Source organism: Prauserella aidingensis, assembly GCF_024171865.1.
Lineage (GTDB): Bacteria > Actinomycetota > Actinomycetes > Mycobacteriales > Pseudonocardiaceae > Prauserella > Prauserella aidingensis.
Window position 1 is genome coordinate 431,557 of sequence record NZ_JAMTCN010000002.1, and the last position, 24,698, is coordinate 456,254.

At 70.4% G+C, this 24,698-nt stretch carries 26 protein-coding genes; 7 read left to right on the plus strand and 19 right to left on the minus strand.

Features of this window, described 5'->3' with window-relative positions; translation table 11 throughout:
* Positions 1-17: 17 nt before the first annotated feature.
* Positions 18-1,640, minus strand: coding sequence for a long-chain fatty acid--CoA ligase (locus LY13_RS03970; RefSeq protein WP_253826742.1), 1,623 nt, complete (start codon positions 1,638-1,640; stop codon positions 18-20).
* A gap of 300 nt (positions 1,641-1,940) precedes the next feature.
* Between LY13_RS03970 and mihF the strand changes: the two genes are divergently transcribed.
* Positions 1,941-2,252, plus strand: coding sequence for an integration host factor, actinobacterial type (mihF, locus tag LY13_RS03975; protein WP_183649502.1), 312 nt, complete (start codon positions 1,941-1,943; stop codon positions 2,250-2,252).
* A 235-nt stretch (positions 2,253-2,487) separates the two neighbouring features.
* Here mihF and LY13_RS03980 read toward each other — a convergent pair whose 3' ends face one another.
* Together LY13_RS03980 and LY13_RS03985 are read right to left on the minus strand one after the other, a co-directional pair.
* Positions 2,488-3,633 (minus strand): isochorismate synthase, encoded by a 1,146-nt coding sequence (locus LY13_RS03980; RefSeq protein WP_253826743.1) that lies wholly within the window; start codon positions 3,631-3,633, stop codon positions 2,488-2,490.
* Between the two features lie 4 nt (positions 3,634-3,637).
* Positions 3,638-4,348 carry a 4'-phosphopantetheinyl transferase family protein gene (locus LY13_RS03985; protein WP_253826744.1) on the minus strand — a complete coding sequence of 237 codons (711 nt, stop codon included), beginning with the start codon at positions 4,346-4,348 and terminating at the stop codon, positions 3,638-3,640.
* A gap of 249 nt (positions 4,349-4,597) precedes the next feature.
* Between LY13_RS03985 and LY13_RS03990 the strand changes: the two genes are divergently transcribed.
* A complete protein-coding gene (locus LY13_RS03990) occupies positions 4,598-5,602 on the plus strand; it encodes an NAD(P)/FAD-dependent oxidoreductase (RefSeq protein ID WP_253826745.1) in 1,005 nt (334 codons plus the stop codon).
* 271 nt (positions 5,603-5,873) lie between these two features.
* Here LY13_RS03990 and LY13_RS03995 read toward each other — a convergent pair whose 3' ends face one another.
* The 4 genes from LY13_RS03995 to LY13_RS04010 all read right to left on the minus strand — a co-directional run bounded on the left by LY13_RS03995 (position 5,874) and on the right by LY13_RS04010 (position 9,140).
* Positions 5,874-6,200 (minus strand): hypothetical protein, encoded by a 327-nt coding sequence (locus LY13_RS03995; protein WP_253826746.1) that lies wholly within the window; start codon positions 6,198-6,200, stop codon positions 5,874-5,876.
* A gap of 68 nt (positions 6,201-6,268) precedes the next feature.
* Entirely contained in the window at positions 6,269-6,877 is a 609-nt protein-coding gene (locus LY13_RS04000; protein ID WP_253826747.1) for a TetR/AcrR family transcriptional regulator, read from the minus strand.
* Positions 6,868-8,394: an AMP-binding protein gene (locus tag LY13_RS04005; RefSeq protein ID WP_253826748.1), complete on the minus strand. Its 1,527-nt coding sequence runs from the start codon at positions 8,392-8,394 to the stop codon at positions 6,868-6,870. The genes LY13_RS04000 and LY13_RS04005 overlap by 10 nt, the downstream gene beginning before the upstream one ends.
* A complete protein-coding gene (locus LY13_RS04010; RefSeq protein WP_253826749.1) occupies positions 8,391-9,140 on the minus strand; it encodes an enoyl-CoA hydratase/isomerase family protein in 750 nt (249 codons plus the stop codon). The genes LY13_RS04005 and LY13_RS04010 overlap by 4 nt, the downstream gene beginning before the upstream one ends.
* A gap of 83 nt (positions 9,141-9,223) precedes the next feature.
* Here LY13_RS04010 and LY13_RS04015 point away from each other — a divergent pair, with 83 nt between their 5' ends.
* Both LY13_RS04015 and LY13_RS04020 read left to right on the plus strand, forming a co-directional pair.
* Positions 9,224-9,679, plus strand: a complete 456-nt coding sequence (locus LY13_RS04015; protein ID WP_253826804.1) for a GNAT family N-acetyltransferase — start codon at positions 9,224-9,226, stop codon at positions 9,677-9,679.
* A gap of 45 nt (positions 9,680-9,724) precedes the next feature.
* Positions 9,725-10,408: a metal-dependent transcriptional regulator gene (locus LY13_RS04020; protein ID WP_253826750.1), complete on the plus strand. Its 684-nt coding sequence runs from the start codon at positions 9,725-9,727 to the stop codon at positions 10,406-10,408.
* 104 nt (positions 10,409-10,512) lie between these two features.
* On the opposite strand, the gene LY13_RS04025 is transcribed toward LY13_RS04020, so the two are convergent.
* Positions 10,513-10,869, minus strand: coding sequence for a DoxX family protein (locus LY13_RS04025; RefSeq protein WP_253826751.1), 357 nt, complete (start codon positions 10,867-10,869; stop codon positions 10,513-10,515).
* A 193-nt stretch (positions 10,870-11,062) separates the two neighbouring features.
* Positions 11,063-11,608 carry a TetR/AcrR family transcriptional regulator gene (locus LY13_RS04030; protein ID WP_253826752.1) on the minus strand — a complete coding sequence of 182 codons (546 nt, stop codon included), beginning with the start codon at positions 11,606-11,608 and terminating at the stop codon, positions 11,063-11,065.
* A 99-nt stretch (positions 11,609-11,707) separates the two neighbouring features.
* Here LY13_RS04030 and LY13_RS04035 point away from each other — a divergent pair, with 99 nt between their 5' ends.
* Complete coding sequence (locus LY13_RS04035) at positions 11,708-12,976, plus strand: MFS transporter (protein ID WP_253826753.1); 1,269 nt, start codon at positions 11,708-11,710, stop codon at positions 12,974-12,976.
* Positions 12,977-13,031: 55 nt separating this feature from the next.
* Here LY13_RS04035 and LY13_RS04040 read toward each other — a convergent pair whose 3' ends face one another.
* The 4 genes from LY13_RS04040 to LY13_RS04055 are packed head-to-tail and all read right to left on the minus strand — an operon-like array spanning position 13,032 to position 16,659.
* Positions 13,032-14,177, minus strand: a complete 1,146-nt coding sequence (locus tag LY13_RS04040; protein WP_253826754.1) for a sulfotransferase family protein — start codon at positions 14,175-14,177, stop codon at positions 13,032-13,034.
* Positions 14,178-14,190: 13 nt separating this feature from the next.
* On the minus strand, positions 14,191-14,967 hold the full coding sequence (locus LY13_RS04045) for an SDR family oxidoreductase (RefSeq protein ID WP_253826755.1): 777 nt from the start codon (positions 14,965-14,967) through the stop codon (positions 14,191-14,193).
* The gene (locus LY13_RS04050) at positions 14,964-16,130 is read right to left on the minus strand and encodes a hypothetical protein (RefSeq protein WP_253826756.1); all 1,167 of its coding nucleotides are present in this window, start codon (positions 16,128-16,130) and stop codon (positions 14,964-14,966) included. Before LY13_RS04050 ends, LY13_RS04045 begins: the two co-directional genes overlap by 4 nt.
* A 52-nt stretch (positions 16,131-16,182) precedes the next feature.
* Positions 16,183-16,659 carry a nuclear transport factor 2 family protein gene (locus LY13_RS04055; protein ID WP_253826757.1) on the minus strand — a complete coding sequence of 159 codons (477 nt, stop codon included), beginning with the start codon at positions 16,657-16,659 and terminating at the stop codon, positions 16,183-16,185.
* A gap of 97 nt (positions 16,660-16,756) precedes the next feature.
* On the opposite strand from LY13_RS04055, the gene LY13_RS04060 reads away from it, so the two are divergent.
* Positions 16,757-17,497 (plus strand): 3'(2'),5'-bisphosphate nucleotidase CysQ, encoded by a 741-nt coding sequence (locus LY13_RS04060; RefSeq protein WP_253826758.1) that lies wholly within the window; start codon positions 16,757-16,759, stop codon positions 17,495-17,497.
* Between the two features lie 82 nt (positions 17,498-17,579).
* Here the strand turns inward: LY13_RS04060 and recQ are convergent, their stop codons facing one another.
* The 6 genes from recQ to LY13_RS04090 all read right to left on the minus strand — a co-directional run bounded on the left by recQ (position 17,580) and on the right by LY13_RS04090 (position 23,710).
* Positions 17,580-19,388 carry a DNA helicase RecQ gene (gene recQ / locus LY13_RS04065; protein ID WP_253826759.1) on the minus strand — a complete coding sequence of 603 codons (1,809 nt, stop codon included), beginning with the start codon at positions 19,386-19,388 and terminating at the stop codon, positions 17,580-17,582.
* A 93-nt stretch (positions 19,389-19,481) separates the two neighbouring features.
* Positions 19,482-19,727, minus strand: coding sequence for a biotin/lipoyl-containing protein (locus tag LY13_RS04070; protein WP_253826760.1), 246 nt, complete (start codon positions 19,725-19,727; stop codon positions 19,482-19,484).
* Positions 19,728-19,730: 3 nt separating this feature from the next.
* On the minus strand, positions 19,731-20,786 hold the full coding sequence (locus LY13_RS04075) for an alpha-ketoacid dehydrogenase subunit beta (RefSeq protein ID WP_253826761.1): 1,056 nt from the start codon (positions 20,784-20,786) through the stop codon (positions 19,731-19,733).
* Positions 20,787-20,883: 97 nt separating this feature from the next.
* Entirely contained in the window at positions 20,884-21,858 is a 975-nt protein-coding gene (locus tag LY13_RS04080) for a thiamine pyrophosphate-dependent dehydrogenase E1 component subunit alpha (RefSeq protein WP_253826762.1), read from the minus strand.
* 215 nt (positions 21,859-22,073) lie between these two features.
* Positions 22,074-22,874 (minus strand): IclR family transcriptional regulator, encoded by an 801-nt coding sequence (locus LY13_RS04085; protein ID WP_253826763.1) that lies wholly within the window; start codon positions 22,872-22,874, stop codon positions 22,074-22,076.
* A gap of 284 nt (positions 22,875-23,158) precedes the next feature.
* Positions 23,159-23,710, minus strand: a complete 552-nt coding sequence (locus LY13_RS04090) for an NAD(P)H-dependent oxidoreductase (RefSeq protein ID WP_253826764.1) — start codon at positions 23,708-23,710, stop codon at positions 23,159-23,161.
* Between the two features lie 164 nt (positions 23,711-23,874).
* Between LY13_RS04090 and LY13_RS04095 the strand changes: the two genes are divergently transcribed.
* Positions 23,875-24,489, plus strand: coding sequence for a TetR/AcrR family transcriptional regulator (locus LY13_RS04095; RefSeq protein ID WP_253826765.1), 615 nt, complete (start codon positions 23,875-23,877; stop codon positions 24,487-24,489).
* The last annotated feature ends 209 nt before the right edge of the window (positions 24,490-24,698 follow it).

Below are 24,698 nucleotides of genomic sequence, written 5' to 3' on the forward strand. Positions count from 1 at the left end.
GGCCGGGTGGGGGTCGCCTAGAAGTGGGTGATGTCGAGCTTGCCCTCGGCGTGGTCGGCGCGGATGCGCTTCTTGTCGAACTTGCCGACGCTCGTCTTCGGCACCTCGGGCACGAACGTCCAGTGCTCGGGCAGCTGCCACTTCGCCACCTTGCCGCCCAGGAATTCCCGCAGGTCGTCCGCGGTCACGGTGTGGCCCTCCTTGACGACGACGGCCACGAGCGGGCGCTCGTCCCACTTCTCGTCCGGCACGCCCACGACCGCGGCCTCGGCGACCGCCTCGTGCGCCATGACCTCGTTCTCCAGGTCCACGGACGAGATCCACTCGCCGCCCGACTTGATGACGTCCTTCGACCGGTCGGTCAGCGTCAGGTAGCCGTTCGGGGTGATCTTGCCGACGTCGCCGGTGCGCAGCCAGCCGTCACGGAACTTCTCCGGGTCGGAGTTCTTGTGGTACGAGCCCGCGATCCACGGGCCCGCCACCTCGAGCTCGCCGACGCTCTCGCCGTCCCACGGCACCTCGTTGCCGTCGTCGTCGATGAGCCGGGCCTGCACCGAGGCGGGGAACCGGCCCTGCGTGTAGCGGTAGCGCCACGCCTCGTCGCCGGACGTCCCGCGCGGCGGTCGGGCGACACTGCCCAGCGGCGACGTCTCGGTCATGCCCCAGGCGTGCAGCACCGGCACGCCGTAGCGCTCCTCGAACGCGTGCATCATCGACGGCGGCGCGGCCGAACCGCCCACGACGACCTCGCGCAGGTGTGAGATGTCCTGGGGATTGGCGTCGAGGTGCTGGAGCAGGCCCTGCCAGATCGTCGGCACGGCCGCGGCCTGCGTCGGCTTCTCGACCGCCATCATCTCGGCGATCGGCCCGGGCTGCAGGAACCGGTCGGGCATGACCATCGAGGCGCCGACCATGAACGCCGCGTACGGCACACCCCACGACATCGCGTGGAACTGCGGCACGATGACCAGGCTCGTGTCGGTGTCGGACATCCGCATGCTGTCGGACATGCACACCTGCATCGAGTGCAACCAGATCGAGCGGTGCGAGTAGGCCACGCCCTTGGGCTCACCCGTGGTGCCGGACGTGTAGCACATCGCGGCCGCCGAGCGCTCGTCGATCTCGGGCCAGTCGAACTCGGTGGGCTGGGCGGCGAGCAGCTGTTCGTAGTCGTGGACCTGCACGCCCTCGGGCGCCTCGACGGCCGCCGTGTCACCGCCCGAGACGACGACGTGACGCACCGTCTTCATCTGGGCGAGGGGCTTGTTCAGCAGCGGGACCAGCGTGCCGTCGACGATGATGACGTGGTCCTCGGCGTGGTCGGCGACGTACACCAGCTGCTCGGGGAACAGGCGGATGTTCAGGGTGTGCAGCACCGCGCCCATCGCGGGGATCGCCAGGTAGGCCTCGAGGTGCTCGGCGTTGTTCCACATGAACGTGCCGACGCGCTGGTCGTCGGTCACGCCGAGGCCGCGGAGGGCGCCCGCCAGCTGTGCGGCACGGTTGCCCACCTCGGCGTAGCTCCGTCGGCGCGTATCCGATCCGGTCCACGTGACCACTTCGCTCGTGCCGTGCAACTTGCTGCCGTGTTTCAACAGGGTCGCGATCGAAAGGGGGGCGTCCTGCATCGTGCTCAACATTGAGGCTCCCGTGGTTCTTGCGGTGAACTCGGATTCAGCGCGAGCCTATCCGTAAGCTGCGAGGTGCAGCAGGTGCTGCGCATAACAGTTGCGAGTAGCGCCTCGACCACGGCCGGGACGTTTCGGCCCGCATGCCTCGGACGGGGCATCATCGCGTGTCGATTTCGCAGAACAAGGGGTCTTGGCGTTTACTGGGCCCGTGGTAAGAGACGGCCTGGCCAGCGCTTGCTCGGGCAAGCACCTGGGGATCCGGGTTGTCGCCGCTGCACAAGCGGCACCCGAGAAGAAAGGAAAGGTACGTTGGCTCTGCCTACGTTGACTCCGGAACAGCGGCAGGAAGCCCTGGCCAAAGCGGCCGAGGCTCGCAAGGCGCGCTCGGAGCTGCTTGCGTCGATCAAGGACGGTTCGGAGAGCATCGAGAAGGTGCTGAACCGCGCCAAGGACGACAAGACGGTTGGGAAGACCAAGGTCACCCAGCTGCTGAAGGCTGTTCCCGGGCTCGGCGCCGTGAAGGTCGCCGCGCTCCTGGAGCAGGCGGGCATCGACCCTGACCGCCGGGCCGCAGGCCTCGGCGACCGTCAGCGCGAAGCTCTCATCAGCGCTCTCAAGTGACGCCGCGCGTCCGTGGGTGGCCCGCCGTGACGGTGTGCCACCCACGGACCGTCGCGCATTTTCCGGTCTGAATTTTCCGAACCGGTTCGTTTCCGGTTCGCGTATTCGTCGACGGTGTTTTCCATCTCGACGCTGAGGCCGCCGGTTCGAGGCCACCGGTTCGAGGCGGCCGAATGTCCCTTTCGCGTGCCCGGGGGTTCGCCTGCGTCGGGGTTAGCCTGCGTCGGCGAGGACGTCAGTGCACGAGCGAGTCGGTGTCGAGTCCCATCGCCCTGGCCAGGGTCGCGAACTTCGCCGACGTCTCGTCCAGCTCGGCCTGCGGGTCCGAGTCGGCGACGATCCCGCCTCCCGCGTACATCCGCAGTGACGTCGCGCCCGCGTCGGCGCAACGGATCGACACGGTCCACTCGCCGTCGCCGTCGGCGTCGACCCAGCCGGTCGCGCCTGCGTAGTAGTCGCGGTCGAACGGCTCCAGCTCGCCGATCAGCCGCCGCGCGGAGTCGACGGGCGTGCCGCAGATCGCGGGCGTCGGATGGAGCGCCGAGGCCAGGTGCAGTGCGGTGGTCGCGGGGTCGGCCAGCTGCCCGGTGATGCGGGTGCCGAGGTGCCACATCGCCGGGGTGCGTTCCAGCGAGGGTTCGGCGGGCACGTCGAGGTCGCGGCAGAACGGGCGAAGCGCCTCCGTGACGGCCTCGGTGAGGATCGCGTGCTCGAGCCGGTCCTTCTTCGAGGTGAGCAGCGCTTCAGCGTTCGCAGTGTCGGTGGTCGTGTCGGCAGAACGGGGCATGGATCCCGCGTACGGGTGCGCCACGACGCGGTCGCCGCGACGGGAGACGAGCAGTTCCGGGCTCGCGCCGAGCAGTGTGCGCCCGCCGGGCAGTTCCGCGCCGAACACGTAGCCGTGCCGGTGGTCGAGCACCAGGTTCCGCACGATCGACGCCACCGGCACCTCGTGGGTGAACTCCACGTCCAGCGCCCGCGCCAGCACCACCTTCCGCAGGTCTCGGACGGCCAGTTCGGTGACGGCCGTGCGCACCGCGTCGGTATGGCCCCGTGGCTCCGGCACGGGGCGCACCGCGGCCGGAGCGCCGATGCGTTCCCTGGTGAGTCGGCCGACGCCGGGGTGAGCCGGGCCCGCGGTGTGCGTCGCCTGCGGGACGACGAGCCGCGCGGGTGTGCCTGCCGGGGCGTCGTACGGCAGGACGCCTGCCGCGATGCCGCCGCCGCGGTCGGCGAGTGCCGTGGCCACCCGGCCCGCGAGCGCGTCCTCGTCGGTCCCGGTGATCTCGTCCTCGATGCCGCGGGCGAGGACCGTGCGCCGCGCGGTGGCGAACAGGAAGTCGCCGCGCCGGTACTGCTCGACCAGGCGCGCGGCGTCCATACCGTCAGTGTCCCAGTGCGGCCGGCTGCGGGCTCCACCAATGCTCTGTGACGTCCAGCTCGTCGCCGGTGAGGACAGCCACCGCGGCGTCGTAGCCGTCGCCGGGCTGCAGCGAAGCGAGCCTGGTCGTGGCGGGGTCCAGGGTGGGCGCCTCGGACGACACGAGACGTGTCCGCTCGCCGGGGGCCGACAGGGTGAGGCTCGTCAGCGGGATACGCAGACCTTTGCCGGTCGCCTTCATCAGGGCTTCCTTGCCGGTCCAGTAGCGGAAGAACGCACGCGTGCGGTCGTCGTCGGGCAGCTCGGCCACGGCGGTGCGTTCGGCCTCGGACAGGGCGTAGTCGAGGAGCCCGTCGTCGGCGCGGCGCGTCGTGGACTCGACGTCGAGTCCCAGTTCGGCGCCGTCGGTGAGGGCGAGGCCCACGCGGTCGCCGGAATGGGAGATCGACAGCCGGAGCCTGCTGCCGGGGATGCGCGGCGGGCCGTGTTGCTTGTCGCAGTCCTCGCAGGTCGCGTCGAACACGACGTCGGCCGCGGGGATACCGAGGCGCCTGCCGACCAGGGTCTTCGCGAGGACTCGCCCGGTGAGGAACCGCCGACGGTCTTCGGGTTTGCGGTACGCCGAGTACCGGTCCAGCTCGACGTCGGTCAGAAGCTCCCGGTCCTCGGCGGTGTCGTCCACCGGAACCGCCCACCAGACGGAACACGTGATCATGCCGATAAGACTAGCCGGGAGACGGTGGGTCTGTGAGCGGTTCGAGTGCGAGGGCGGCGCCGCGGGTGTGGGCAGCGTTCCCCCGTGTTGGTCGCCGGTGTCGCGGGAGCGGTTCGTCCGCCGGCTCCCTGCTGCATCCCGATCGTCTCCACGTGGACGGGACGTTTCTGCGCAGAGTTTGCTGTATCCGCAAGAATCTTTGCCGGATTCGTGAAGTGGGCGCAGTGTGGGAGGCGGAGGTGGTCGGACATGACACAGGAACGGACACAGGACACGGGCCGCTGGGACGTCGTGGTGATCGGCGGTGGTGCCGCGGGGCTCAACGCGGCGCTGATGTTGGCGCGTGCGCGGCGCAGCGTGCTCGTGCTGGACGCGGGAGAGCCGCGGAACGCCCCTGCGGACGCGGTGCACGGGCTGCTGGGCAGGGAGGGCACGCCACCCGCCGAGCTGCTCGAACGTGGTCGCGAGGAAGTGCGGGCCTACGGCGGGGAGATCGTGACGACGAGGGTCGACGACGTGTCGCGTGCCGAGGCGGGCGGGTTCACCGTCACCACGGCGGAGGGCCGGGCCGTCGCGGCGCGCCGCGTGCTCGTCACGACGGGACTCGTCGACGAACTGCCCGACGTCCCTGGCGTGCGGGAGCAGTGGGGCCACGGCGTCGTGCACTGCCCGTACTGCCACGGGTGGGAGGTGCGGGACCGCGCGATCGGGGTGCTCGCGGGCGGGCCGATGTCGGTGCACCAGGCGTTGCTGTTCCGGCAGTGGAGCGACGACGTCGTGTTCTTCGCCCGGGGGACGACCCTCTCCGGCGACGACCGGGAACGGCTCCTCGCGAGGGGCATCCGCATCGTCGAGGGTGAGGTCACCGCGGTGGACCTCGACGGCGACCGGATCACGGGCGTGCGGTCGGCGGACGGGTCGACGACGGCGCGGGACGTGGTCGTGGCCGGGCCGCGGATGACCGTGCGTGCCGGATTCCTGGCGGGCGTCGGGCTGTATCCGGGTGAGCACCCGTCGGGTGCCGGAGACCATCTGGCCGTCGACGGGCGCGGAGAGACCGACGTCGCCGGGATCTGGGCCGCGGGCAATGTCACGGATCCGTCGGCGCAGGTCGGGGGTGCCGCTGCGGCCGGTGCCTTCACGGCCGCACAGCTCAACGGTGACCTCGTGCAGGAGGAGACGCGGCTCGCGGTGGCCGCCTACCGGGAGCCGGCCGACGATCGGGCCGACACCACCGTCGCGACGGCCCGCTGAGGACCGGCAGGCGGGCGGTGGCCGGACTCGGTGCGGCAACGCCCCGGGCGCAGCTGCCTCCGGGGCGTTGCCGCACTGTGGCTGCACGGCGTGGATGACGTCACGGCGTGGACGACTCCACAGCGTCGATGATGCGTTCCACGGCGGTTCGCGGCCCGGTGCGGCGTCACCGTGGTGGTGTACGTGCCTTGTCGCAGGGCAGGAGTGCCGACGCCGGCGCACCTGCGACGTGGCGAGGCCCTGCCAGGGCCCCGGCGTCAGCGATCGGCCGTCAGGACCGACTGCCCTGCTTGATCGCGAGGGGGACGCCCGCGAGATCCTCCTCGTTGCAGAGGATCTTCAGGTTGTAGTACGGGTATCCGTCGCGATCGTCGTAATCGAGGTGGACGGCGATGACGTCGGCGGGTTCGCCGAGCCACTGCTGCGCCTTGCGGAGCCAGGCCGCGCCGCGCTCCAGAGCGGCGGGAAGGTCGTCGTCACGGAACTCGACGGGACGGTAGGGCACATCGTGGATGTGGTCCTGCGGATCGGTGGGCGTGGGAAGCCCGGGGGCGACGCCCTCGTCGTTGAGTTCCAGGTGGATAGTCTGTTCACTCACCCCACGAGCGTCCCCCAGTGGCGGCGTCGGGGCAAGCGCCACCCCCGTCGCGCTGGGCCGATGCCCCCTCAACGGGGTGGTCGAGGCGGTGCTCCGACGAGGCGCCGCGCGAGGTCGGCGTAGTGCTCGGCGAGGTCGTTTCTGCCCAGCTCGCCGCCGGGGGAGAACCACCGGGCGACGCCGTTGCACATGTCCAGCAGTGCCAGCCGGGTCGTGGCGGGGCGGGTGGTGGTGAACACACCCCTGCGCAGCCCGTCGTCCAGGGCGTCCGACCACAGCTGCTCGTAGGCATCGCGGATGCCGACGACGTCCCGGCGGGACGCGGGCGTGAGGGCGTCGACCTCGTTGTCCACCACACGCGTGCGCATCGGTTCGCGGGCGTGCCGGGTCACGTGCAGCGTCACGAGCCGGTCGAGTCGTTCGGCGGGGTCGTCGACGCCGTCGAGTTCGCGCAGTGCCGCGTCGAGCAGGCTCTGCAACGACGCGGCCATGATGTCGGCGAGCAGGCGTTCCTTCGTCGGCATGTAGTGGTACAGGCTCGCCGACGACAGGTTCGCGGCCTTGGCGAGGTCGCGGATGCCCGTGCCGTGGAATCCCTTCGTGGCGAACAGCCGCACCGCCGCGCGGTGCACGCGGTCGCGGGCCGGTGTGCCACCGCCGTTGCCCGTCACAGCCACGTGCCCGCCTTCCGGTCGTACGCTCCGGCGCGCTGGTCGCCCTCCCGCAACTTCCCCTTCGCGACGCGCTCCGACGGCGTCATCGGCAGTTCGTCCACAACGGACCAGAACCGCGGCACCTTGAACCGTGCGAGTTTCGCCTCGCAGAACTCCGCCAGTGCCTCGGGATCGACGTCCTCGGCGAGCACGACGTACGCCTTGACCTCCTCGCCGCGCAGCTCGTCGGCCACGGCGACGACCGCCGCACCCGTGACGGCGGGATGCAGCAGGAGGGCCCGTTCCACCTCGTCCGCGGCGATGTTCTCGCCGCTGCGGCGGATCATGTCCTTGGTGCGGCCGACGAAGAACACGCGTCCCGCCTCGTCCATGCGCGCGAGGTCGCCGGTGTGGAACCAGCCGCCGCGGAACGCCGTCGCGGTGGCCTCGGGGTCGTCGTGGTAGCGGTGCATCAGTCCGGTGCCCCGGATCAGCAGCTCTCCCTCGGCGCCCCGCGGCACCGGCGTGCCGTCGGAGTCGGCGACGATCACCTCGCGGTGCGCCGCGGGACGGCCGATGCAGCCGGTGCCGACCAACTCGTCGTGGTCTCGCGGGTACATGCGGATGTCGCCACCGGTCTCGGTCATGCCGAACGCCTCGTACCACGGCACGCCCCAGCGGGCCTCCAGCTCGGCGTGCAGCTCCGGCGGGACGGCCGAGGCCGTGATCGCGCGGACGCGGTGGTCGCGATCCGCCGGCGACTCGGGCATGCGCAGCAGCAGCGTCGGCATCAGGCCGAGGCAGTAGAACCACGTGACGTCGTGGTCGCGCACCTTCTGCCAGAACGTCGACGGGTGGAAGCGGTCCAGCACCACGAGTGTCGCGCCGGACCGCAGGCCCAACGCGACGTTCCACTGTGGATCGATGTAGTGGAACGGCTGCGCGGTGAGCATGACGTCGTCGGAGGAGACCGCGGGGAACTCCGTCGCCAGGTCGTCGGCGAGGGTCGTCCAGTAGCGGTGCGGCAGGACGCAGCCCTTCGGCGCACCGGTCGTGCCGGACGTGTACTGGATGTTGGTGGGCGTCTCCGGCGTGGGCGTGAACTCGGGAGCGGGACCGGTTGCGGTGAGCTCGTCGGTCGTCAGGACCTCCCGGAGTGCGGTGCCGGGTGCGACGGTGCGGAGCAGGTCGGCGAACTCGCCGGACGTCACCGCCAGCGTCGCGCCCGAGTGGGCGATCACGTGCCCGCCGTCGAGTTCGCGGTACCCGGTGTTGACGGGCACCATCGCCGCGCCGAGGCGGGCCAGCGCCAGCCACAGCAACGGGAACTCCGGCCGGTTGGGCAGCATCACGGCCACCCGGTCGCCCGCCGTGACCCCGCGCTCGGCCAGCGCGGCGGCGAGCTGCCGGGTGCGGCGGTCGACCTCGGCGAACGTGAGCGTCTCGCGGGCGCCTGCCGTGGTGTCGTCGAAGACCCACGCGGGCTCGTCGGGCCAGGTCTCGGCGGCCGTGGTGACGAGTTCGACGAGGTGTGTGCTCATCGCGACCGGAACTCCTCGGCGCTCTGCTGCACCTCGGGGGTGTGTTCGGTGAGCAGGGCGTGGGTGATCTCGAGTTCCAGCACGGTCTCGACCGCGGCGTCGATGCCGTGGTCCAGTACGCGCTTGGCGAGCGTCACCGAGCGGGCCGGTTTGCCCGCCAGCTCCGCGGCCAGTCCCGTGACGTGTGCGTCGAGCTCGTCGCGCGGCACGACCCGGTTGACCAGGCCCAGCTCGGCGGCCGCCGCGCCGTCGACCCGCTCGCCCAGCAGCATCAGCTCCTTGGCCTTCAGCGGTCCGACCAGCAGTGGGAGTAGCCGGGACGCCGCGCCCGTGACGCTCAGGCCCAGGCCTGCCTCCGGGAACGCGAAGACCGCGTCGTCGGCGGCCACCACGAGGTCGCAGCCCAGTGCGAACTCGGCGCCCGCCCCGATCGCGTAGCCGTGCACGGCCGCGATCACCGGTTGCGGCAGGCCGCGGAGCCTGCGCGTGACGTCCTGCAGGCGTTCCAGACGCGGGCGGGAATCGCCGTCGGGCGTGGGCTCCTTGAGGTCGTGCCCCGCGCAGAACGCCCGTCCGGCGCCGGTCAGCACGACGGCGCGGACGTCGGTGCGGGCGGCGACGTCGTCGAGCGCGGCGAGCAGGTCGTCGACGAGCTCGGCGGTGACGGCGTTGAGTCGCTCCGGCCGGTCGAGGCGGACGACGGCCACGCCGTCGGGGCCGGAGGTGTCGAGCTGGACGGTCGGCATGCCGCAACCCTAGCCGGCCGATCAATCGATCGATAGGCCCGAAGGGTGGCATCGCGGGTATGGCCTGTGCTGAACTGCACGCCATGCCGGTACGTGACGCGACACCCGACGACGTCGAGGACATTTGTCTGCTCATCGAGGAGCACGCCCGCTACGAGGGCAAGGACGACCTCGTGCTCGACCGCGGCGACATGGCCAAGCACCTGTTCGGGCCCGAACCGAAGGCCTGGGTGGTGATGGCCGAGGCCGAGCTCGGGACGGGCGAACGGGTGACGGCCGGTATGGCGCTGTGCGCGTGGACGTTGCCCAGCTGGGACGCCACACCCGGCGTGTTCCTCGACGACCTGTTCGTCAAGCCGGAGTTCCGCAGGTACGGGCTGGGCAGGGAAGTCATGGCCGAGCTGGGCAGGCGCACCGGTGGGCGCGTCGAATGGGACATGCAGGTCGGCAACGCCAAGGCCGAGGCGTTCTACGCCTCGCTCGGCGGCACGCCGGTCGAAGGCTGGGTCAAGTACCGCTGGCGCCCTGCCGATGAGTGAGACGCGGTCACCGGATCAGCCGCGGGGACGCCGTATCTTGGAGGTATGGAAGACGGCTCGAGTCGGCGTTCGTCCTCGATCGAGGACTACATGCGCGCGATCTACGGCCTCGCCGAGCGTGGCGAGGCGGTGACGAACACGTCCCTGGCGGGCAGGCTCGAGGTGAGCCCGTCGTCGGCGTCGGGCATGGTCACCAAGCTGGCCCAGCAGGGGCTCGTCGAGCACGTGCCGTACCGCGGCATCGAACTCACCACCGAGGGGTTGCAGCTCGCCAGGTCGGTGCTGCGCAGGCACCGGCTCATCGAGACCTACCTCGTCTCCGAACTGGGCTACACGTGGGACGAGGTGCACACCGAGGCCGACCTCCTCGAACACGTCATGTCGGAACGGCTCGTCGAGCGCATCGCGGCCAAGCTCGGCGACCCGGTGCGCGACCCGCACGGCGACCCGATCCCCGCGCCGGACGGCAGCGTCGAGGAGATGTCCACGGCCCTGCTCGACGAACTGCCCGCCGGTGCGGTCGGGGAGATCGCCCGCGTGTGGGACACCGATCCCGAGCTGCTGCGATTCCTCGCGGAACGGTCGATCACGATCGGCGACCGCGTGGAGGTGGTCGAGCGACAGCCGTTCGGCGGCCCGGTCGTCGTCAGGATCGGCCCACCACCCGACGCCGCCACCCACGCCCTCGGCACCACGATCGCGCAGGCCCTGTCGGTCACCGTCCGCTGACCGGCGCGTGTCCTGCGCCCACCCGTCGCCCGGCCACCGCCCCTCAACGACGCGCTGCCGCGCGATTGCGCTCATGCACATGGGTCGCCCGTAGCGCCCGCGTGTCACACGAAGTGGCCGACCGCTCCCACTGCGAGCAGCAGGAACACCGCGGGGAACGCGATGTTGTGCAGCACTCGTGCGCGGACGTGTACCGCGACGGCGATCACGAAGAATCCCACCAGTCCGACGGCGGCGGCCGTCCCGATCAGTGGAACGCCCGCGAACCCGAGCAGCAGCCCCACGACACCGGCACCCTCGACGACCGCGAGATGCGGGACCCACCGGGTGTCGAGGCCCACCTCGGTGCAGTTGTCGAGCACGAACCGCGCGCGCATCACCTTGGCCGCCACCTCGACGGCGTTCGCCACGGCGCAGCCGATCGCGGCGGCCAGCAATATGACGTCGAGCGCTCCGGTCATGGTCGTCTCCTTCGGGGTGGCCGGTGTGGTTCTCACCCCTTCGACGCCCGACAACCGCGGCGTGTGACAACCCGGGCGCGAGAGCGTTCGCGACCTCCGGGGTCGGTGTGCGGCGGGTGGCCCGTGCGGACCGACCTCGACGCGCGATGGGCGGTCATGGGAACGCTCATCGGAGCAAATCGGCCGGGCTCGGTCACTCTGCGGCGAGATCGGCACCGGCCATGGACTTGGCCTCCGAGAACGCTTGCACATTCCGCTGATAGCCCGCGGTCACGACGGCACCGTCGAGCAGCAGCATCCACCGGGCGGCGATGCGGTCGGCCGCACCGACGCCTGCTGCTGTCAACAGCTCCGCGACGTAGTCGCGCACAGCCGCCTTGTGTGCGGCCGCACGCATGTGGACCGGATCATCCGGGTCGGCGATCTCGGCCATGGTGTTGACGAACGCACATCCCCTGAAGCGCGTGAGTTCCGCGCGTTCGGCCACAGCGTCGAATACGGCCAGTGGGTCGCCTCCCAGCTCGGCGACGCGCGCCCGGAGCCAGGTGCGGTACTCCGAGTCGTAGTCGTCGAGCATCGCCGCAACCAGTTCGTCCTTGCCTGCGAAGTGCCGGTAGAACGACGCGCGCCCGACCCCGGATTCCTCGAGAAGACGATCGAGACCCACTGCCCGCACGCCCTCGGAGTAGAAGAGTTCTCTGGCTGCCGCCAGGAGCCGCTGTCGCGCTTTGACCGCCATACCTCGATCGTAGCGCCACTTGACCAGAAACGGAACCGATCGGTACCGTCCCGTAAACGGTACCGATCGGTCCCGTTTTCTGAGGAAGTGGGAGCGACTGTGGAAGAGATCGAACGACCGGCCACGCGTGGAGCACAGCGACTCCCCGTCGGAGTATTTGTGCTGGCGTTGGGGGTTTTCGTCATAGGCACCGGCGAGTTCGTCCTGGCCGGCTTGATTCCGCTGCTCGCCGCGGATTTCGGACTCGGTTACGGTGCCGCGGGTCAGGTGGTGACCGTCTTCGCTGTCACGTGTGCCCTCGCCGCTCCGACCATGACCACGGTGACCGCGAAATGGCCCCGCCAACGTGTGCTGGTGACGGCCGGGATCGTGTACCTGTTCGGTGCCGTGGCCACCGCTCTGGCACCGACCTTCGGATTGCTGCTGGCCGGCCAAGTCGTCGCGGCCGTGGGGACAGGCCTGTTCATCCCCAACGCATCGGTCACCGCCGCAGCTCTGGTCTCCAAGGATGTGGGCGGACGTGCGATCGCCGCAGTGATCACTGGTTTCACTCTCGCAGTCGCATTCGGGGCGCCGGGCGGTACCGCGATCGGCGCCTTGTACGGCTGGCGGGTCACGATGTGGCTGGCCGCCGGTGTTGCCGTACTCGGTGTCATCGGCGTCGCCCTGTTCATCCCGCGATCCACAGGCGTCGCCGACACTGGTGGCTTTCGGCAGCGGTTGGAACCGCTACGCGACCGCCGCGTGGTAGCACTGCTGGCCACCACCTTGGTCGCCTTCACAGCCGTCTACATCCCGTACACCTACATCGGTGCGATCTTCTCGCCGGCAACCGGTGGTGACGGAGTGCGACTCGGGCTGCTCATGACCGCGCTCGGCGTCGCCGGTGCCATAGGCAATCTCGTGGCGGGCCGTCTGGTCGATCGTTACGGCGGCTCCTCGGTGGTGCTGTTCGCGTTGCTGTGGCTGATCCTCAGCTTCGCCGTCATCGCTTTCACCCACACCACGTACGGGTGGTCGCTCACCGCGATCGGCTTCTACGGCATCGCGGCATTCGCGATCACGACTCCGCAGCAACATCGCCTCATCGCCCGCGATCCAGCCGGCGCCTCAGTGGTGCTGTCGTTGAACCAGGCCGTCCTCTATCTCGCCATCGGTGTATCGGGAGTCGTCGGTGCTGCCGGCATCGAGGTGGTCGGGGCCGGTAGTGTGGTCTGGATCGCCGCGGCTCTCGCGGTTGTCGCCATCGCCCTCTCGATGTTGGGGACGCCGTGGAATCCGCGTCGGGACACACCTCCGGTGAGTCCCGACGCGGACACGTCGACAGCGGAATCACTGCGCTCAAGCTCTGGCCAAGTCCGCTCCTGACTGCCGGCGACCGCGGACTCCGGACCGATGTGTGACAACCGCGTGCGCGAGGTAACTACGATCGTCCGACCGTCGGTGCCACCTCGGCGAACCGGCGGCGGACGTCGGCCTCGGTCAGGCCGAAGTCGGCGAGGGAGTACCGGTGCGCGGGCCGGGTGGCACCGGTGGTGCTCGCCGAGTGCAGTCGGCGCATCGACTCGCGCGCCTCGTCGGTCAGCGGCAGGCCGAAGTGGTCGTACACGTGCTCGACGGTGCCGATCGGGTCGGCGGCGAAGGCGTCGTAGTCGACGTCGACGAATCGCGCCTGGTCGTGCCGGGCTCGGGCCTCCGTGAACGTCTCCAACCCTCGGGCCCACAGTTCGAGCTGGTCGTGGCCGACGCGGTCGCCGGTGAACGTCTCCGACCAGCCCGCGCTCGCCTGCGCGTTGAGACTGCACACCGAGGCGATCGCGGTCTCGGGTGCGCGGTGCGTCTGGATCACGAGCGCGTCCGGATACACGTTCAGCAGCTCGTCGAGCGCGAACAGGTGGCTCGGGTTCTTCAACACCCACCGGCGGCCGGCATCGGGCAGGCCGATCAGCTGGAGGTTGCTCCGGTGCCGCCGGTAGGCCGCCGTCCAGTCCTGTTCGGACAGCCACTCCGAGTACGACGGCACGTGCGCCAGGCACTCGTACGACACCGAACGAAGCGACTGCCGGAGCAGCTGCCAGCATTCCTCGACCTGATCGGCCGACATCGCGTGCACGCCCATGAACTCGGGGTTGTCGACGTGGTACTGCTCGTAGCCTGCCTGGATCCGCTGGAACACCGGATCGTCGTGCCAGCTCTCCCGCGGTGGCCGGGGCTGCGGCACCTCGGTCAGCCACACCTCGAGTCCCTGGCTCGCCGGGTCGGCGGTCAGCAACCGATGCAGCGCCGTCGTTCCCGTGCGTGGCAGACCGGTGACGAAGATCGGCCGTTCGACGGCGACGTCGGCGTACTCGGGGTGCCGTTTCCACGCCGCCTCGCTGAGCAGCCGGGCCATCAGCGCACCACGGAGGAAGGCCCGTTTCACCCTGCGCCCCAACGGGGTCAGCGAAGACTCCCGCTCGTAGGAGTCGAGCAGCACGGCCAGTCCGTCGGTGTAGTCGTCGGTGCCGAAGTCGTCGAGCCCGGTGATGCGGCTCGCGGACTCGTGCAGCTCGTCGATCGTGGCGACCATGGCACCGCCTTCCTCAGTGGTGGAACTCGCCTGCGTTGACGTCGAGGCACTGACCCGTGATCGCCCGCGCCATAGGGGACGCGAGGAACACGACCGCGTCGGCGATCTCGTCGGGTTCGGGCAGCCTGCGCAGGTCCGTCGTCGCGGCCGTCTCGTCGTAGACCTGTTGCGGGTCGACGCCGCGTTCGCCCGCGAGGTAGGCGAAGTACGCCTGCAGCATGTCGGCCCAGATGTAGCCCGGTGCCACCGAGTTCACGCGCACGCCCGTCGGTCCGAGTTCCGAGGCGAGGCTCTGCGACACCGACAGCAGCGCCGATTTCGCCATCTTGTACGCGCCGTACAGCTGCCGGGAATGGCGCAGCACCGCGGAGTTGATCATCACGACGGCGCCGTCCGGTGCGAGTTGCGGGGCGACGAGCCGGGTGAGTCGCAGCGCCGCGAACACGTTGACGTCGAGGCCCGCGCGGAGCTTGTCGATCCGCACGTCGGTCAGATCCGTCATCGGCGGCATCGTGAAGGCGTTGTTGACCAGGGCGTCGACGCGGCCGAACTCGGCGACCGTCACGTCGACGATGCGGGCGCACGCCTCGTCGTCGGTGATGTCGGCGGGCACGGTGAGCGCGCGCCTGCCGAGTCCGCGCACCTCGGCCGCCAGCTTCCCGAGCCGCTCCTCGTCCCGTGCGACGAGGACGACGTCGGCACCCGCGTGCGCGCTGCGCATCGCGATCGCCCTGCCCAGCCCGGGACCGGCGCCCGAGACCACGACGACCTTGCCGCTGAGGATCGTCATCCGAGCATCCTCGTGGCGAACTCCGCCTGCCTGCGGGCGATCCGGGCCGACCACTGCTCCGGCGTGACCCTCGCCTGCTCGCGGAACGGCAGCCGGGCCGGCAGCTCGTCGACGTCGACCACCTCGGCCGTGGGCCCGTCGGCGGCGCCGAGGTCGCGGGAGAGCCGTTGCCAGCGCAGCTGCACGTACCCGCGGTCGTGGCCCAGGCGTTCCAGCCAGTTGGCGACACCGGGGTCTCGCTCACTGATGACGAAGCGGAACCGGCCGTCGGGGTCCACAGTGGCCTGATCGGCGGTGAGGCTCGTCTGGTGGTTGACGTAGTCGAGGGAGATGTACCACATGCTGCCGAGTTGGATGCCCTGATACGGCGCGTCCGACTTCGGCACCGTCACGATCATCGCCTTGTCGTCGGGAAGGTCGTAGTGCCCGACGGACGAGAACTGCGTCGCGAGCCCGCCCGGCGTGCGTCGCGGTTCGGTGAGCGTGTTCACCGGCAGCTTGAGGTAGAACCACTCGGGGAAGGCGAGGAACGTCCGCAACCTGCCGAGCAGCATCTTGCCCGCGACGCCGTAGCGTTTGGCCATCGTGTCGCGGTCGAGCGGCGGCGGGGCGGTGCCCGCCGTGTCGTCACGGTGGATGCGGATCGTGCCGCGGCGCTCGGCCCAGTCGCTGTAGACCTCACGGACGACGAGCATCGCCGCGCCCTCGGGGAGGACGAAGTAGCCGCGGCCGGCCTTGCTTCGGTTCGGGCCGAAGCGGATCTCGAACGTCCCGTCGGGCGCGACGTCGAGCTCGCGGTCGTCGAACGCCGTGAGGCTGTCCGGCACCTCCACGGGCGTGTAGTCACCGGCGAGGACCTGGAAGCTGAGGTCCGTGGTGGTGCCGCGGGTGCCGGTGACGACGTACTCGGCGTCGTCGCGGATGTAGGAGTGGAAGTACAGCGCGTCCGGGTTGTCGAGGCCCATCTTCGTGTACGGACCGGTCGACTGGACGAAGAACGGATGGTCACGCTGATAGGCGCGGGCCAGGTGCAGGCACGCCTGGATGCCGCCCGCGAGGTAGTCGTATCCCTCGACGAGATCCGCTTCGCTGCGGACGTGGGGCGCGTCGGCGATGACCTTCTCGGCTTCGGCGATGGCGTCGGCCAGCGGCTGCGTGATCACGCCCACACGATAGAACGTGTTCTACATCCGGTCAACGAAACGAACGTCGTGCTCACGCCGTCTCGGCCCACAGGTTGGCCGTCAGTCGCAGGCTGGGGACGTCGGTGGTCGACATCGACATCTCGTAGAGGCGCAGGTAGCCGGTGTGGGCGATCCGCCACACGCCGTCGTCACCGCGCCGGTAGCGGTCCCGGTAGAACGCGGCACCCTTGATCAGCACGTCGTGCTCCGGCGCGATCACCGTGTCCTCGAACGACCAGGTGCCCGTCGCGGTGTCGCCGTCGATGTCGATCTCCGGCTGACCCGCGGAATGCGTCGTGATGATGGTGCCGCCGAGGTTCATGCGCAGGAAGTCGAGGATCGCGTCGCGGCCGGTGAAGCTCAGTGCCTCGCCGAGTGCGGGGCTGCCGTAGTCGGCCGTGGCGTCGGCGGTGAGCACGTCGGCGAGCTCGTCCCAGCGCTTGAGGTCGACGCAGCGGAGGTAGCGGTACTTGGTCTGCTTGATCTGTTCCAGGGTGGCGAGGTCCATGTCGTTCAGCTTCGCGGCTCACCGTCCCCATGGCAAGAACATGTTCTTGTTTCGACCCCGGTGGCGATCGCGGCGGTGGGCTTGCTTTGCTGGGTGAATGACCACAGACGCAGAACTCGCCGGGCAGCTGGCGGTCGAAGCCGGGAAATTGCTGCTCGACGTGCGTGCCGACGGCGCGGACCTCGAGCCGAAGGAGCTCGGCAAACGCGGCGACACGCGCGCGAACGCGCTGCTGCTCGAACGGCTCGCCGCCGCCCGTCCCGGGGACGCCGTGCTGTCGGAGGAGTCGGCCGACAGCAGCGACCGGTTGTCGGCCGACCGGGTGTGGATCATCGACCCGCTCGACGGCACGCGTGAGTTCTCCCAGTCAGGCCGCGACGACTGGGCCGTGCACGTCGCGCTGTGGCAGCGGGGCAAGGGCATTACCGACGCCGCGGTGGCCCAGCCGGATCGGGACACGGTCTACGTGACCGGAGACGTGACCCTGGCGCCGCGTGCGGGCCGGGGCCGGATTCTCGTGAGTGCGAGCAGGCCGCCGGAGTTCGCCGCCGGTGTCGCCGCCGACCTCGGGGCCGAACTGGTCCCGATGGGGTCGGCCGGTGCCAAGGCGATGGCCGTGCTGCGCGGCGAGGCGGACGCGTACCTGCACGCGGGCGGCCAGTGGGAATGGGACTCCGCCGCGCCCGCGGGTGTCGTCCAGGCGGCCGGGCTGTTCGCGTCCCGTGTGGACGGTTCGCCGCTCGAATACAACGCGCCGCACCCGTACCTGCCGGACCTGGTCGTGTGCAGGCCCGAACTGGCCGACGACATCCTCGCCTCGATCGCCAAGCACTCCTGAGGCTGACCGGCGACGCCCCCAGGGGCACCATGGTTGTGCTCAATGCAACCAAGGTGCCCCTGGGGGCTTTTCGAGGACGCGCTCAGCCGGCGAGGGCGGCCAGGACCTGTTCGCCGTACTTGTTCAGCTTGTTCTCGCCGACGCCATTGACCCGGCCCAGTTCGTCCAGAGTGGACGGATGGTCGACGGCGATCTGCCGCAACGTCGCGTCGTGGAAGATGATGTAGGCGGGCACGCCCTGTTCCTTCGCGGTGGACCCGCGCCAGTCGCGGAGCCGGTCGAACGCGGGCTTCGCCTCGTCCGGCAGATCCGCGGGCTGGGCGCCGCGCGTGGTCTTCTCCCGCGTGGCGGTGCGTTTCGGCTCGCGGCGCAGCCGCACCGTCCTGCCCTGGTACAGCACCTCGTCGCTGGCGGGCGTCGCGACGAGCGTGCCGTACTCACCCTCGACGGCCAGCAGGCCCGTCGCCAGCAGCTGCCGGATCACGCCGCGCCACTCGTTGTCGCCCAGGTCGGAGCCGACGCCGAACACGCTCAGCTCGTCGTGCCGGTGCTGCGTGATCTTCGTGGTCGTCTTGCCGCGCAGGATGTCGATGATCTGCCCGGCGCCGAACTTCTGGTTCCGTTCGCGTTTGAGCCGCACGACGGCCGACAGCAGCTTCTGCGCGGCGACCGTGCCGTCCCACGACTCCGGCGGCGTGAGGCACGTGTCGCAGTTGCCGCACGGCTCGCCGTCCTGGCCGAAGTAGGCCAGCAGCTGCACCCTGCGGCATTCGACCGTCTCGCACAGCGCGAGCATCGCATCGAGGTGCGTGGCCAGTTTGCGCCGGTGCGCCTGGTCGCCCTCGGACGATTCGATCAGTTTGCGCTGCTGCATCACGTCCTGCAGCCCGTAGGCGAGCCACGCGGTCGACGGCAGGCCGTCGCGGCCCGCGCGGCCCGTTTCCTGGTAGTAGCCCTCGACGGACTTCGGCAGGTCCAGATGAGCCACGAACCGTACGTCCGGCTTGTCGATGCCCATGCCGAACGCGATCGTCGCGACGACGATCAGCCCGTCCTCGCGCAGGAACCGCGCCTGGTGCCGTTCGCGCGTCGCCGCGTCGAGCCCCGCGTGGTACGGCACGGCGTCGATGCCGTTGCGCACCAGGAAATCCGCCGTCTCCTCGACGGACTTGCGCGAGAGGCAGTACACGATGCCCGCGTCGCCGTCGTGTTCGGTGCGCAGCAGGTCGAGCAGTTGCTTGCGCGGGTCGTTCTTCGGCGCGATGCGGTACTGGATGTTCGGCCGGTCGAAACTCGCGACGTGGTGCAGCGCGTCGTCCAGGCCCAGCCGCGTCGAGATCTCCGCGTGCGTGGCCTTCGTGGCCGTGGCCGTCAGCGCGATGCGGGGGACGTCGGGCCACTGCTCGTGGAGGCCGGACAGCGCCAGGTAGTCCGGGCGGAAGTCGTGCCCCCACTGCGACACGCAGTGCGCCTCGTCGATCGCGAACAGCGCCAGCGGCGCCCGGTCGAGCAGTCGGCGTGTCGACTCGAGGTTGAGCCGCTCCGGCGCGAGGTAGAGCAGGTCGAGCTCGCCCGCGAGGAGTTCGGACTCGGTGAGCCGCCGCTCGTCGGGATCCTGCGTCGAGTTGAGGAACCCGGCGCGTACGCCGAGTGCCCGCAGCGCGTCGACCTGGTCCTGCATCAGCGCGATGAGCGGGGAGATGACGACACCCGTGCCGTCACGGGCCAGCGCGGGGATCTGATAGCACAGCGACTTGCCGCCACCGGTCGGCATGAGCACGAGCGCGTCGCCGCCCGCGGTGACGTGGTCGACGATCTTCTGCTGGCCGGGGCGGAACTCGTCGTAGCCGAACACCCGGTTCAGCACGTCGAGCGGGTCGCGGGAAGTCACCCGCGCGATCCTACGACCCGCTCGGCGACACGGCGCTCCCGACACGGCGTCGCCGACGGGAGGTGCCGCCTCCGAGGCCGACCCCCGTGCCGTTCACTCCAGCCGTGCGATCGGGGTGCCCTGTTTGACGACGTCACCCTCGCCGACCAGCAGCCGCACGACGCCCGCGGCCGGAGCGGGGACCTCGACATCCACCTTGTCGACGGCCACCTCGGCCAGCAGGTCACCCTCGGAGACCCGCTCGCCGTCGGACGCGAACCAGGTGGCGAGCACGCCCTCGGCATCCGGATCGGACTGCGACACCGTGGGGAACGGCACGTCCTGGCGCGACGTGGTCACCGCTCACCTCCCCATGACGCCGAACACGGCGGTGCGGATCCGCTCGCTGGTCGGCAGCACGGCGTCCTCGAGCCCGCGGGCGTACGGGATCGGCACGTCGGGTACGGCCACGCGCACCGGCGGGGCCGACAACATGCCGGGATCGTGTTCGGCCACCCTGGCGATGATCTCGCCGGACACGCCGAACGACCGGTAGTCCTCGTCGACCACGAGCAGCCTGCCCGTGCGGCCGACGGACTCGAGGATCGTGTCGGTGTCGAGCGGTACGAGACTGCGCAGGTCGACGACCTCGCAGTCGATGTCGTCGCCCGCCAGTTCGTCGGCGACGTCGAGTGCGTGGTGCACCGACAGCGACAGCGTGGCGATCGTGACGTCCGTACCGGGCCGCGCGATCGCGGCCTTGCCGATCGGCACCTCGTGGTCCTCCTCGGGAACCGGGCCGACCGAACGCGGGTTCTTCGCCATCCACGGCAGGCCCATGATGCCCTTGTGGAACATGTAGACGACCGGGTTGTCGTCGCGGATCGCCGACGTCATCAGCCCCTTGGCGTCGGCAGGGTTGCTCGGCGCCACGACCTTCATGCCCGGCAGGTGCGCGAACGTCCCCCACAGGCACTGCGAGTGCTGCGCACCGTCGGAGTAGCCGCCGCCGACCGCGGTGGTCAGGACCATCGGCACGCGCACGTTGCCACCGGACTCGTAGTGGATCTTCGCCATGTGGTTGTAGATCTGGTCCATGCAGACGCCGAAGAAGTCGACGAACATCAACTCGGCGATCGGCCGCATGCCCTCGACGGCGGCACCGATCGCGGCGCCGATGAACGCGCTCTCGGAGATCGGGGTGTCGACGACCCGCTGCGGGCCGAACCGGTCGAGCAGACCGGTCGTCGAGCTGAAGATCCCGCCGTAGGCTCCGACGTCCTCGCCCATGACGAACACGTCCCGGTCGCGCTCCATCTCCGCGGCGACGGCCTCCACCATCGCCTTCGACGTGCTGAGCTTGCGGGTGGTCGTCGACGCCGAGGCGTGGGAGGCGTCGGCGGCACCGGTGAGCGACATTGCTCCTCCTCGAGATCCGGTTCGTGGTGAGTGGGTGACCGCGCGGTCCACGCCCCGGGCGAGGGCGCGGCGAGCGGTGGCGGTCCGGGCGTGCGCCTCAGGCGAACACGAGGTCGCGAGCCTCCTTCGGGTCCGGCAGCGGGCTGCGCCGGGCGAACGTGATCGCGTCCTCGACCCGCTCGCTCGCGTCGGCGGCGACGGATTTCACCGCCGCCTCGTCGAGTAGGCCCTCGTCGCGCAGCTTCTGCTCGTAGGTGGGCAGCGGGTCGCGACCGGGCACGCCGTCGAGGTCGTGCCGATAGGCCTGCGGATCACCTTCGAAGTGGCCCCAGAGCCGCAGGGTGTGCACCTCGAGCAGGCTCGGTCCGTCGCCCGCGCGTGCCCGTGCCACCGCCTCCGACGCCGCGTGATGCACAGCCTCGACCGAGTTGTCCTCGACGCGGGTGCCCGGGATGCCGTACCCGGCGGCGCGGTCGGCGTTGGAGGTGACGCACGTCGAGGCGCTGCGGGGAACCGAGATGCCCCACTCGTTGTCCTCGATCACGAACACGACCGGCAGTTTCCACAATGCGGCGAGGTTCAGCGACTCGTGGAACGCGCCCTGGTTGGCGGCACCCTCGCCGGTGACCGCCACGGCCACGGCATCGGTGCCGCGCCGTTGGAACGCCATCGCCTGGCCCAGTGCGGGTGGGTACCCCTCGGCGATGATGCCCGAGCACGAGAAGTGCACGTCGGGGTCGAACAGGTGCATGTGGCCGCCGCGACCCTTGCCGAGCCCGTCCACCCGTCCGAAGATCTCCGCGGTCATGCGGTGCATGTCCACACCATGGGCGATCGCGAAATGGTGCGGCCGGTGCGTGGCCGTCACGGCGTCCGAGGACGTCAGGTGGGCGCAGACACCCGCGGCCACGGGTTCCTGCCCGGCCGACAGGTGCATCTCACCGGGGATCGCTCCGGCGCCGATGTCGAACACCGGCTTCTTGTCGGCGTGGTACTCGCGCAGGATCGCTTCTTCGTAGGTGCGGATCAGCATCATCGTGCGGTACAGGTCCAGCCTCGTTGCCGTGTCCATGCCCGTCCTCCGCAGTCGTCTTCGTCGGCGCAGGGTCGTTCGTCGGCGCAGTGTTGTTCGTTGCCGCAGTGTTGTTCGTTGCCGCAGTGTTCGTTGCCGCAGTCGTCTTCGTCGGCGCGGTGTCGTCGACGGTGACTGGGGCTCGTCAGCAACTCTTCTCGCCTGCGCGGACCTCGGGCAACGGTCCCGATTTCAGATGCTGATACGGCGGCCGCCTACCGGGTGACGGCGTCGGCCGCCGCGGCACGGCTGACCCGGTGGGCGGCGCGTTGCATCACCCGCGCGGCCGCTCGCGTGGCGCGGTACCGCCGGGCGGGCAGCGACACGGCCACGGCGCCGAGCACGCCGGGCCCGTGGACGACGCCGCCGAGACACGCCGTGCCGAGGAGGTACTCCTGTCGGTCGTCGAACACCTCGCCACCGGACGACAGCGAGTGTTCGAGCGTGCGGGCGTCGGTGATCGTGTTCGGGGTGAGGTCGGCCAGGCGGTGTCTGGCGAGATAGTCGGCGCGCTCGTCGCGCGTGAGCGTGGCGAGGATGCACTTGCCGAACGCCGTGGCGTGGCCCGCTTCGTGGGCGCCCACCCACAGGTCGGCCGGCGGTGTGCGCGGGCCGTCGACGATGTCGACCAGTTCGATCTCGCCGTCGGTGTAGAGCGCGAGGTAGGCCGCGCCGTGGAGTTCGTCCCGCAATGCCCGCAGGATCGGACGGACGTGGGTGAGCAGCCGCTGCGAGACGTGTTCCGGTGCTGCGGGGCGGAGCCGCTCGCCGAGAACGTAACCGTCCTCCAGTTTGCGCAGGTAGCCCTCGTGGACGAGGGTCCGCAGCAGGTGGTAAGCGGTCGGCAGCGGCACCCCGACGGTGCGAGCCAGGTGTTTCGCCGTGACGGGTCTGCTGCTCGCGCCGACGGCGTCGAGCAGGTGCAGGGCGCGCTGCACCGAACCGATGAGCGTGGGCCCGTTCGACACGAGTGCCACCTCCGCCACGTCGTCGTAGCCGCCGGCCGTATCGAGCACCGAGGTGTCCAGGATCTCCCGAGCTCGGTGTGGGCGGCAAGTTCGACCGCGGGCTGCGGAGCCGTACTCCGCTCAGATGCCGCTTTCGCGCAGGTGCGGCGTTTGGCGGCGAGCATGTCCGTGCCGGGTGATGATCGCCCCGGAATCCGCAACACGGTCCCCGGAATGCGCAACACGATCCCCTGGACCCGCAACACGGTCCCCGGAGAACGCAACACGGGCTGACACGTGCGGCCGGCGAGCATTCGCCCGCCGGCCGCACGTGCGTCGAGGTCAGGGTCTCGTCAGGCGGTGGCCTTGGCGGCCAGCGTGGTGACGACCTTGGTGAGCTGCTCGGCGACCTCGGCGTCGGAGTACGGGTGCGTCTCGGCGAAGCGCGTGGCCGAACCCGGGATGTCGAGCGTGACGTCGTCGACGACAGTGCCGCCGGCGATGCTCACGGCCTTCCTGGTCTCGTCGTGCGCCCACACTCCGCCGTACTGGCCGAGCGCGGTGCCGATGACGGCCACCGGCTTGCCGATCATGGCGCCGGCCTGCCAGGGACGCGACAGCCAGTCGATCGCGTTCTTCAGCACCGCGGGAATGGTGCCGTTGTACTCGGGCGAGACGTACAGGAACGCGTTCGCGCGCTCGGCCGCCGCGCGCAGCCTGGCCGCGGCGGGAGGCAGCGTCGCGTCGGTGTCGATGTCCTCGTTGTAGAACGGCAGGTCGCCGAGGCCGTCGGCGACCGTCACCGTGACGTCGGCCGGTGCGAGCTTCGCCGCGGCCTCCGCGAGCTGCCGGTTGTGCGAGCCGGCGCGCAGGCTGCCGACCAGGGTCAGGATCTCGACGGACATGGGGTGGGGCCTCCCGACGGCGTGGGGACGTACTGACGGGTAGGGATCATGACATCGAGCTCTCCGCGTAACCGGACCAGGGTCCACCTGTAGTGGTGTAGGCAACCCGCCATGCGTCCCGTACATGCCACGGCGAGGTCGGGGAACCGCTATCGTCGGTGGGCGTGCCACAGCGACGCGTGCTTCCGTTGACGCCGATCGGCGAGGAACCGCGGCTGCGCGCCGACGCCGTGCGGAACCGGGCCCGGCTGCTGGCCGCCGCCGCGCGACTCGCCGACGAACACGGCGTCGAACACCTGACCATGGACGCCGTCGCCAGCGCCGCCGAGGTCGGCAAGGGCACGGTGTTTCGCAGGTTCGGCGACCGCGTCGGTCTGCTGCAGGCTCTGCTCGACCACGTCGAGGCGCGATTCCAGGCCGGCTTCCTCGAAGGCGAACCGCCCCTGGGGCCGGGCGCGACCGCGCGTGAACGCCTCGACGCCTTCGGGCCCGCGGCACTGCGGCACGACGCCGCGCATCGCGAGCTGTACCTCGCCGCGGAGGGCAAACCCGAACGGCGGTATCTCACGCCGTCCCTTCGGGTGCGGCACACGCATCTGGCGATGTTGCTCCGCGCCGCCGGGGTTCAGGCCACGGGCGGCGACCCCGAACTGCTCGCCCACACGCTGCTGAGTTTCGTCGACTCGGCCCTCACCGCGCACCTCACGTCTCAGCGCGGACTGCCCCTCGAACGGCTCGAGGCGGGGTGGGCCGACCTCGTCGACCGCCTCGTCGGCTGACCGGGACGGGCCGTGTTGCGGCCCCCGAACCCGCAACACGAGCCCCCGAACCCGCAACACGGGCACCCGAACCCGCAACACGGGCACCCGAACCCGCAACACGGGCACCCGAACCCGCAACACGGGCACCCGGATCCGCAACACGGGCACCCGGATCCGCAACACGGGCACCCGGATCCGCAACACGGGCACCCGGATCCGCAACACGG

Excerpts from the sequence above, each read along its gene's own strand:
- LY13_RS03970 (WP_253826742.1), bottom strand. The coding sequence starts at position 1,640 with ATGTTGAGCACGATGCAGGACGCCCCCCTTTCGATCGCGACCCTGTTG.
- LY13_RS03980 (WP_253826743.1), bottom strand. The coding sequence starts at position 3,633 with ATGGACGCCGCGCGCCTGGTCGAGCAGTACCGGCGCGGCGACTTCCTG.
- LY13_RS03985 (WP_253826744.1), bottom strand. The coding sequence starts at position 4,348 with ATGATCACGTGTTCCGTCTGGTGGGCGGTTCCGGTGGACGACACCGCC.
- LY13_RS03990 (WP_253826745.1), top strand. The coding sequence starts at position 4,598 with ATGACACAGGAACGGACACAGGACACGGGCCGCTGGGACGTCGTGGTG.
- LY13_RS04005 (WP_253826748.1), bottom strand. The coding sequence starts at position 8,394 with ATGAGCACACACCTCGTCGAACTCGTCACCACGGCCGCCGAGACCTGG.
- LY13_RS04010 (WP_253826749.1), bottom strand. The coding sequence starts at position 9,140 with ATGCCGACCGTCCAGCTCGACACCTCCGGCCCCGACGGCGTGGCCGTC.
- LY13_RS04015 (WP_253826804.1), top strand. The coding sequence starts at position 9,224 with ATGCCGGTACGTGACGCGACACCCGACGACGTCGAGGACATTTGTCTG.
- LY13_RS04020 (WP_253826750.1), top strand. The coding sequence starts at position 9,725 with ATGGAAGACGGCTCGAGTCGGCGTTCGTCCTCGATCGAGGACTACATG.
- LY13_RS04025 (WP_253826751.1), bottom strand. The coding sequence starts at position 10,869 with ATGACCGGAGCGCTCGACGTCATATTGCTGGCCGCCGCGATCGGCTGC.
- LY13_RS04030 (WP_253826752.1), bottom strand. The coding sequence starts at position 11,608 with ATGGCGGTCAAAGCGCGACAGCGGCTCCTGGCGGCAGCCAGAGAACTC.
- LY13_RS04040 (WP_253826754.1), bottom strand. The coding sequence starts at position 14,177 with ATGGTCGCCACGATCGACGAGCTGCACGAGTCCGCGAGCCGCATCACC.
- LY13_RS04045 (WP_253826755.1), bottom strand. The coding sequence starts at position 14,967 with ATGACGATCCTCAGCGGCAAGGTCGTCGTGGTCTCGGGCGCCGGTCCC.
- LY13_RS04055 (WP_253826757.1), bottom strand. The coding sequence starts at position 16,659 with ATGGACCTCGCCACCCTGGAACAGATCAAGCAGACCAAGTACCGCTAC.
- LY13_RS04060 (WP_253826758.1), top strand. The coding sequence starts at position 16,757 with ATGACCACAGACGCAGAACTCGCCGGGCAGCTGGCGGTCGAAGCCGGG.
- LY13_RS04075 (WP_253826761.1), bottom strand. The coding sequence starts at position 20,786 with ATGTCGCTCACCGGTGCCGCCGACGCCTCCCACGCCTCGGCGTCGACG.
- LY13_RS04080 (WP_253826762.1), bottom strand. The coding sequence starts at position 21,858 with ATGGACACGGCAACGAGGCTGGACCTGTACCGCACGATGATGCTGATC.
- LY13_RS04090 (WP_253826764.1), bottom strand. The coding sequence starts at position 23,710 with ATGTCCGTCGAGATCCTGACCCTGGTCGGCAGCCTGCGCGCCGGCTCG.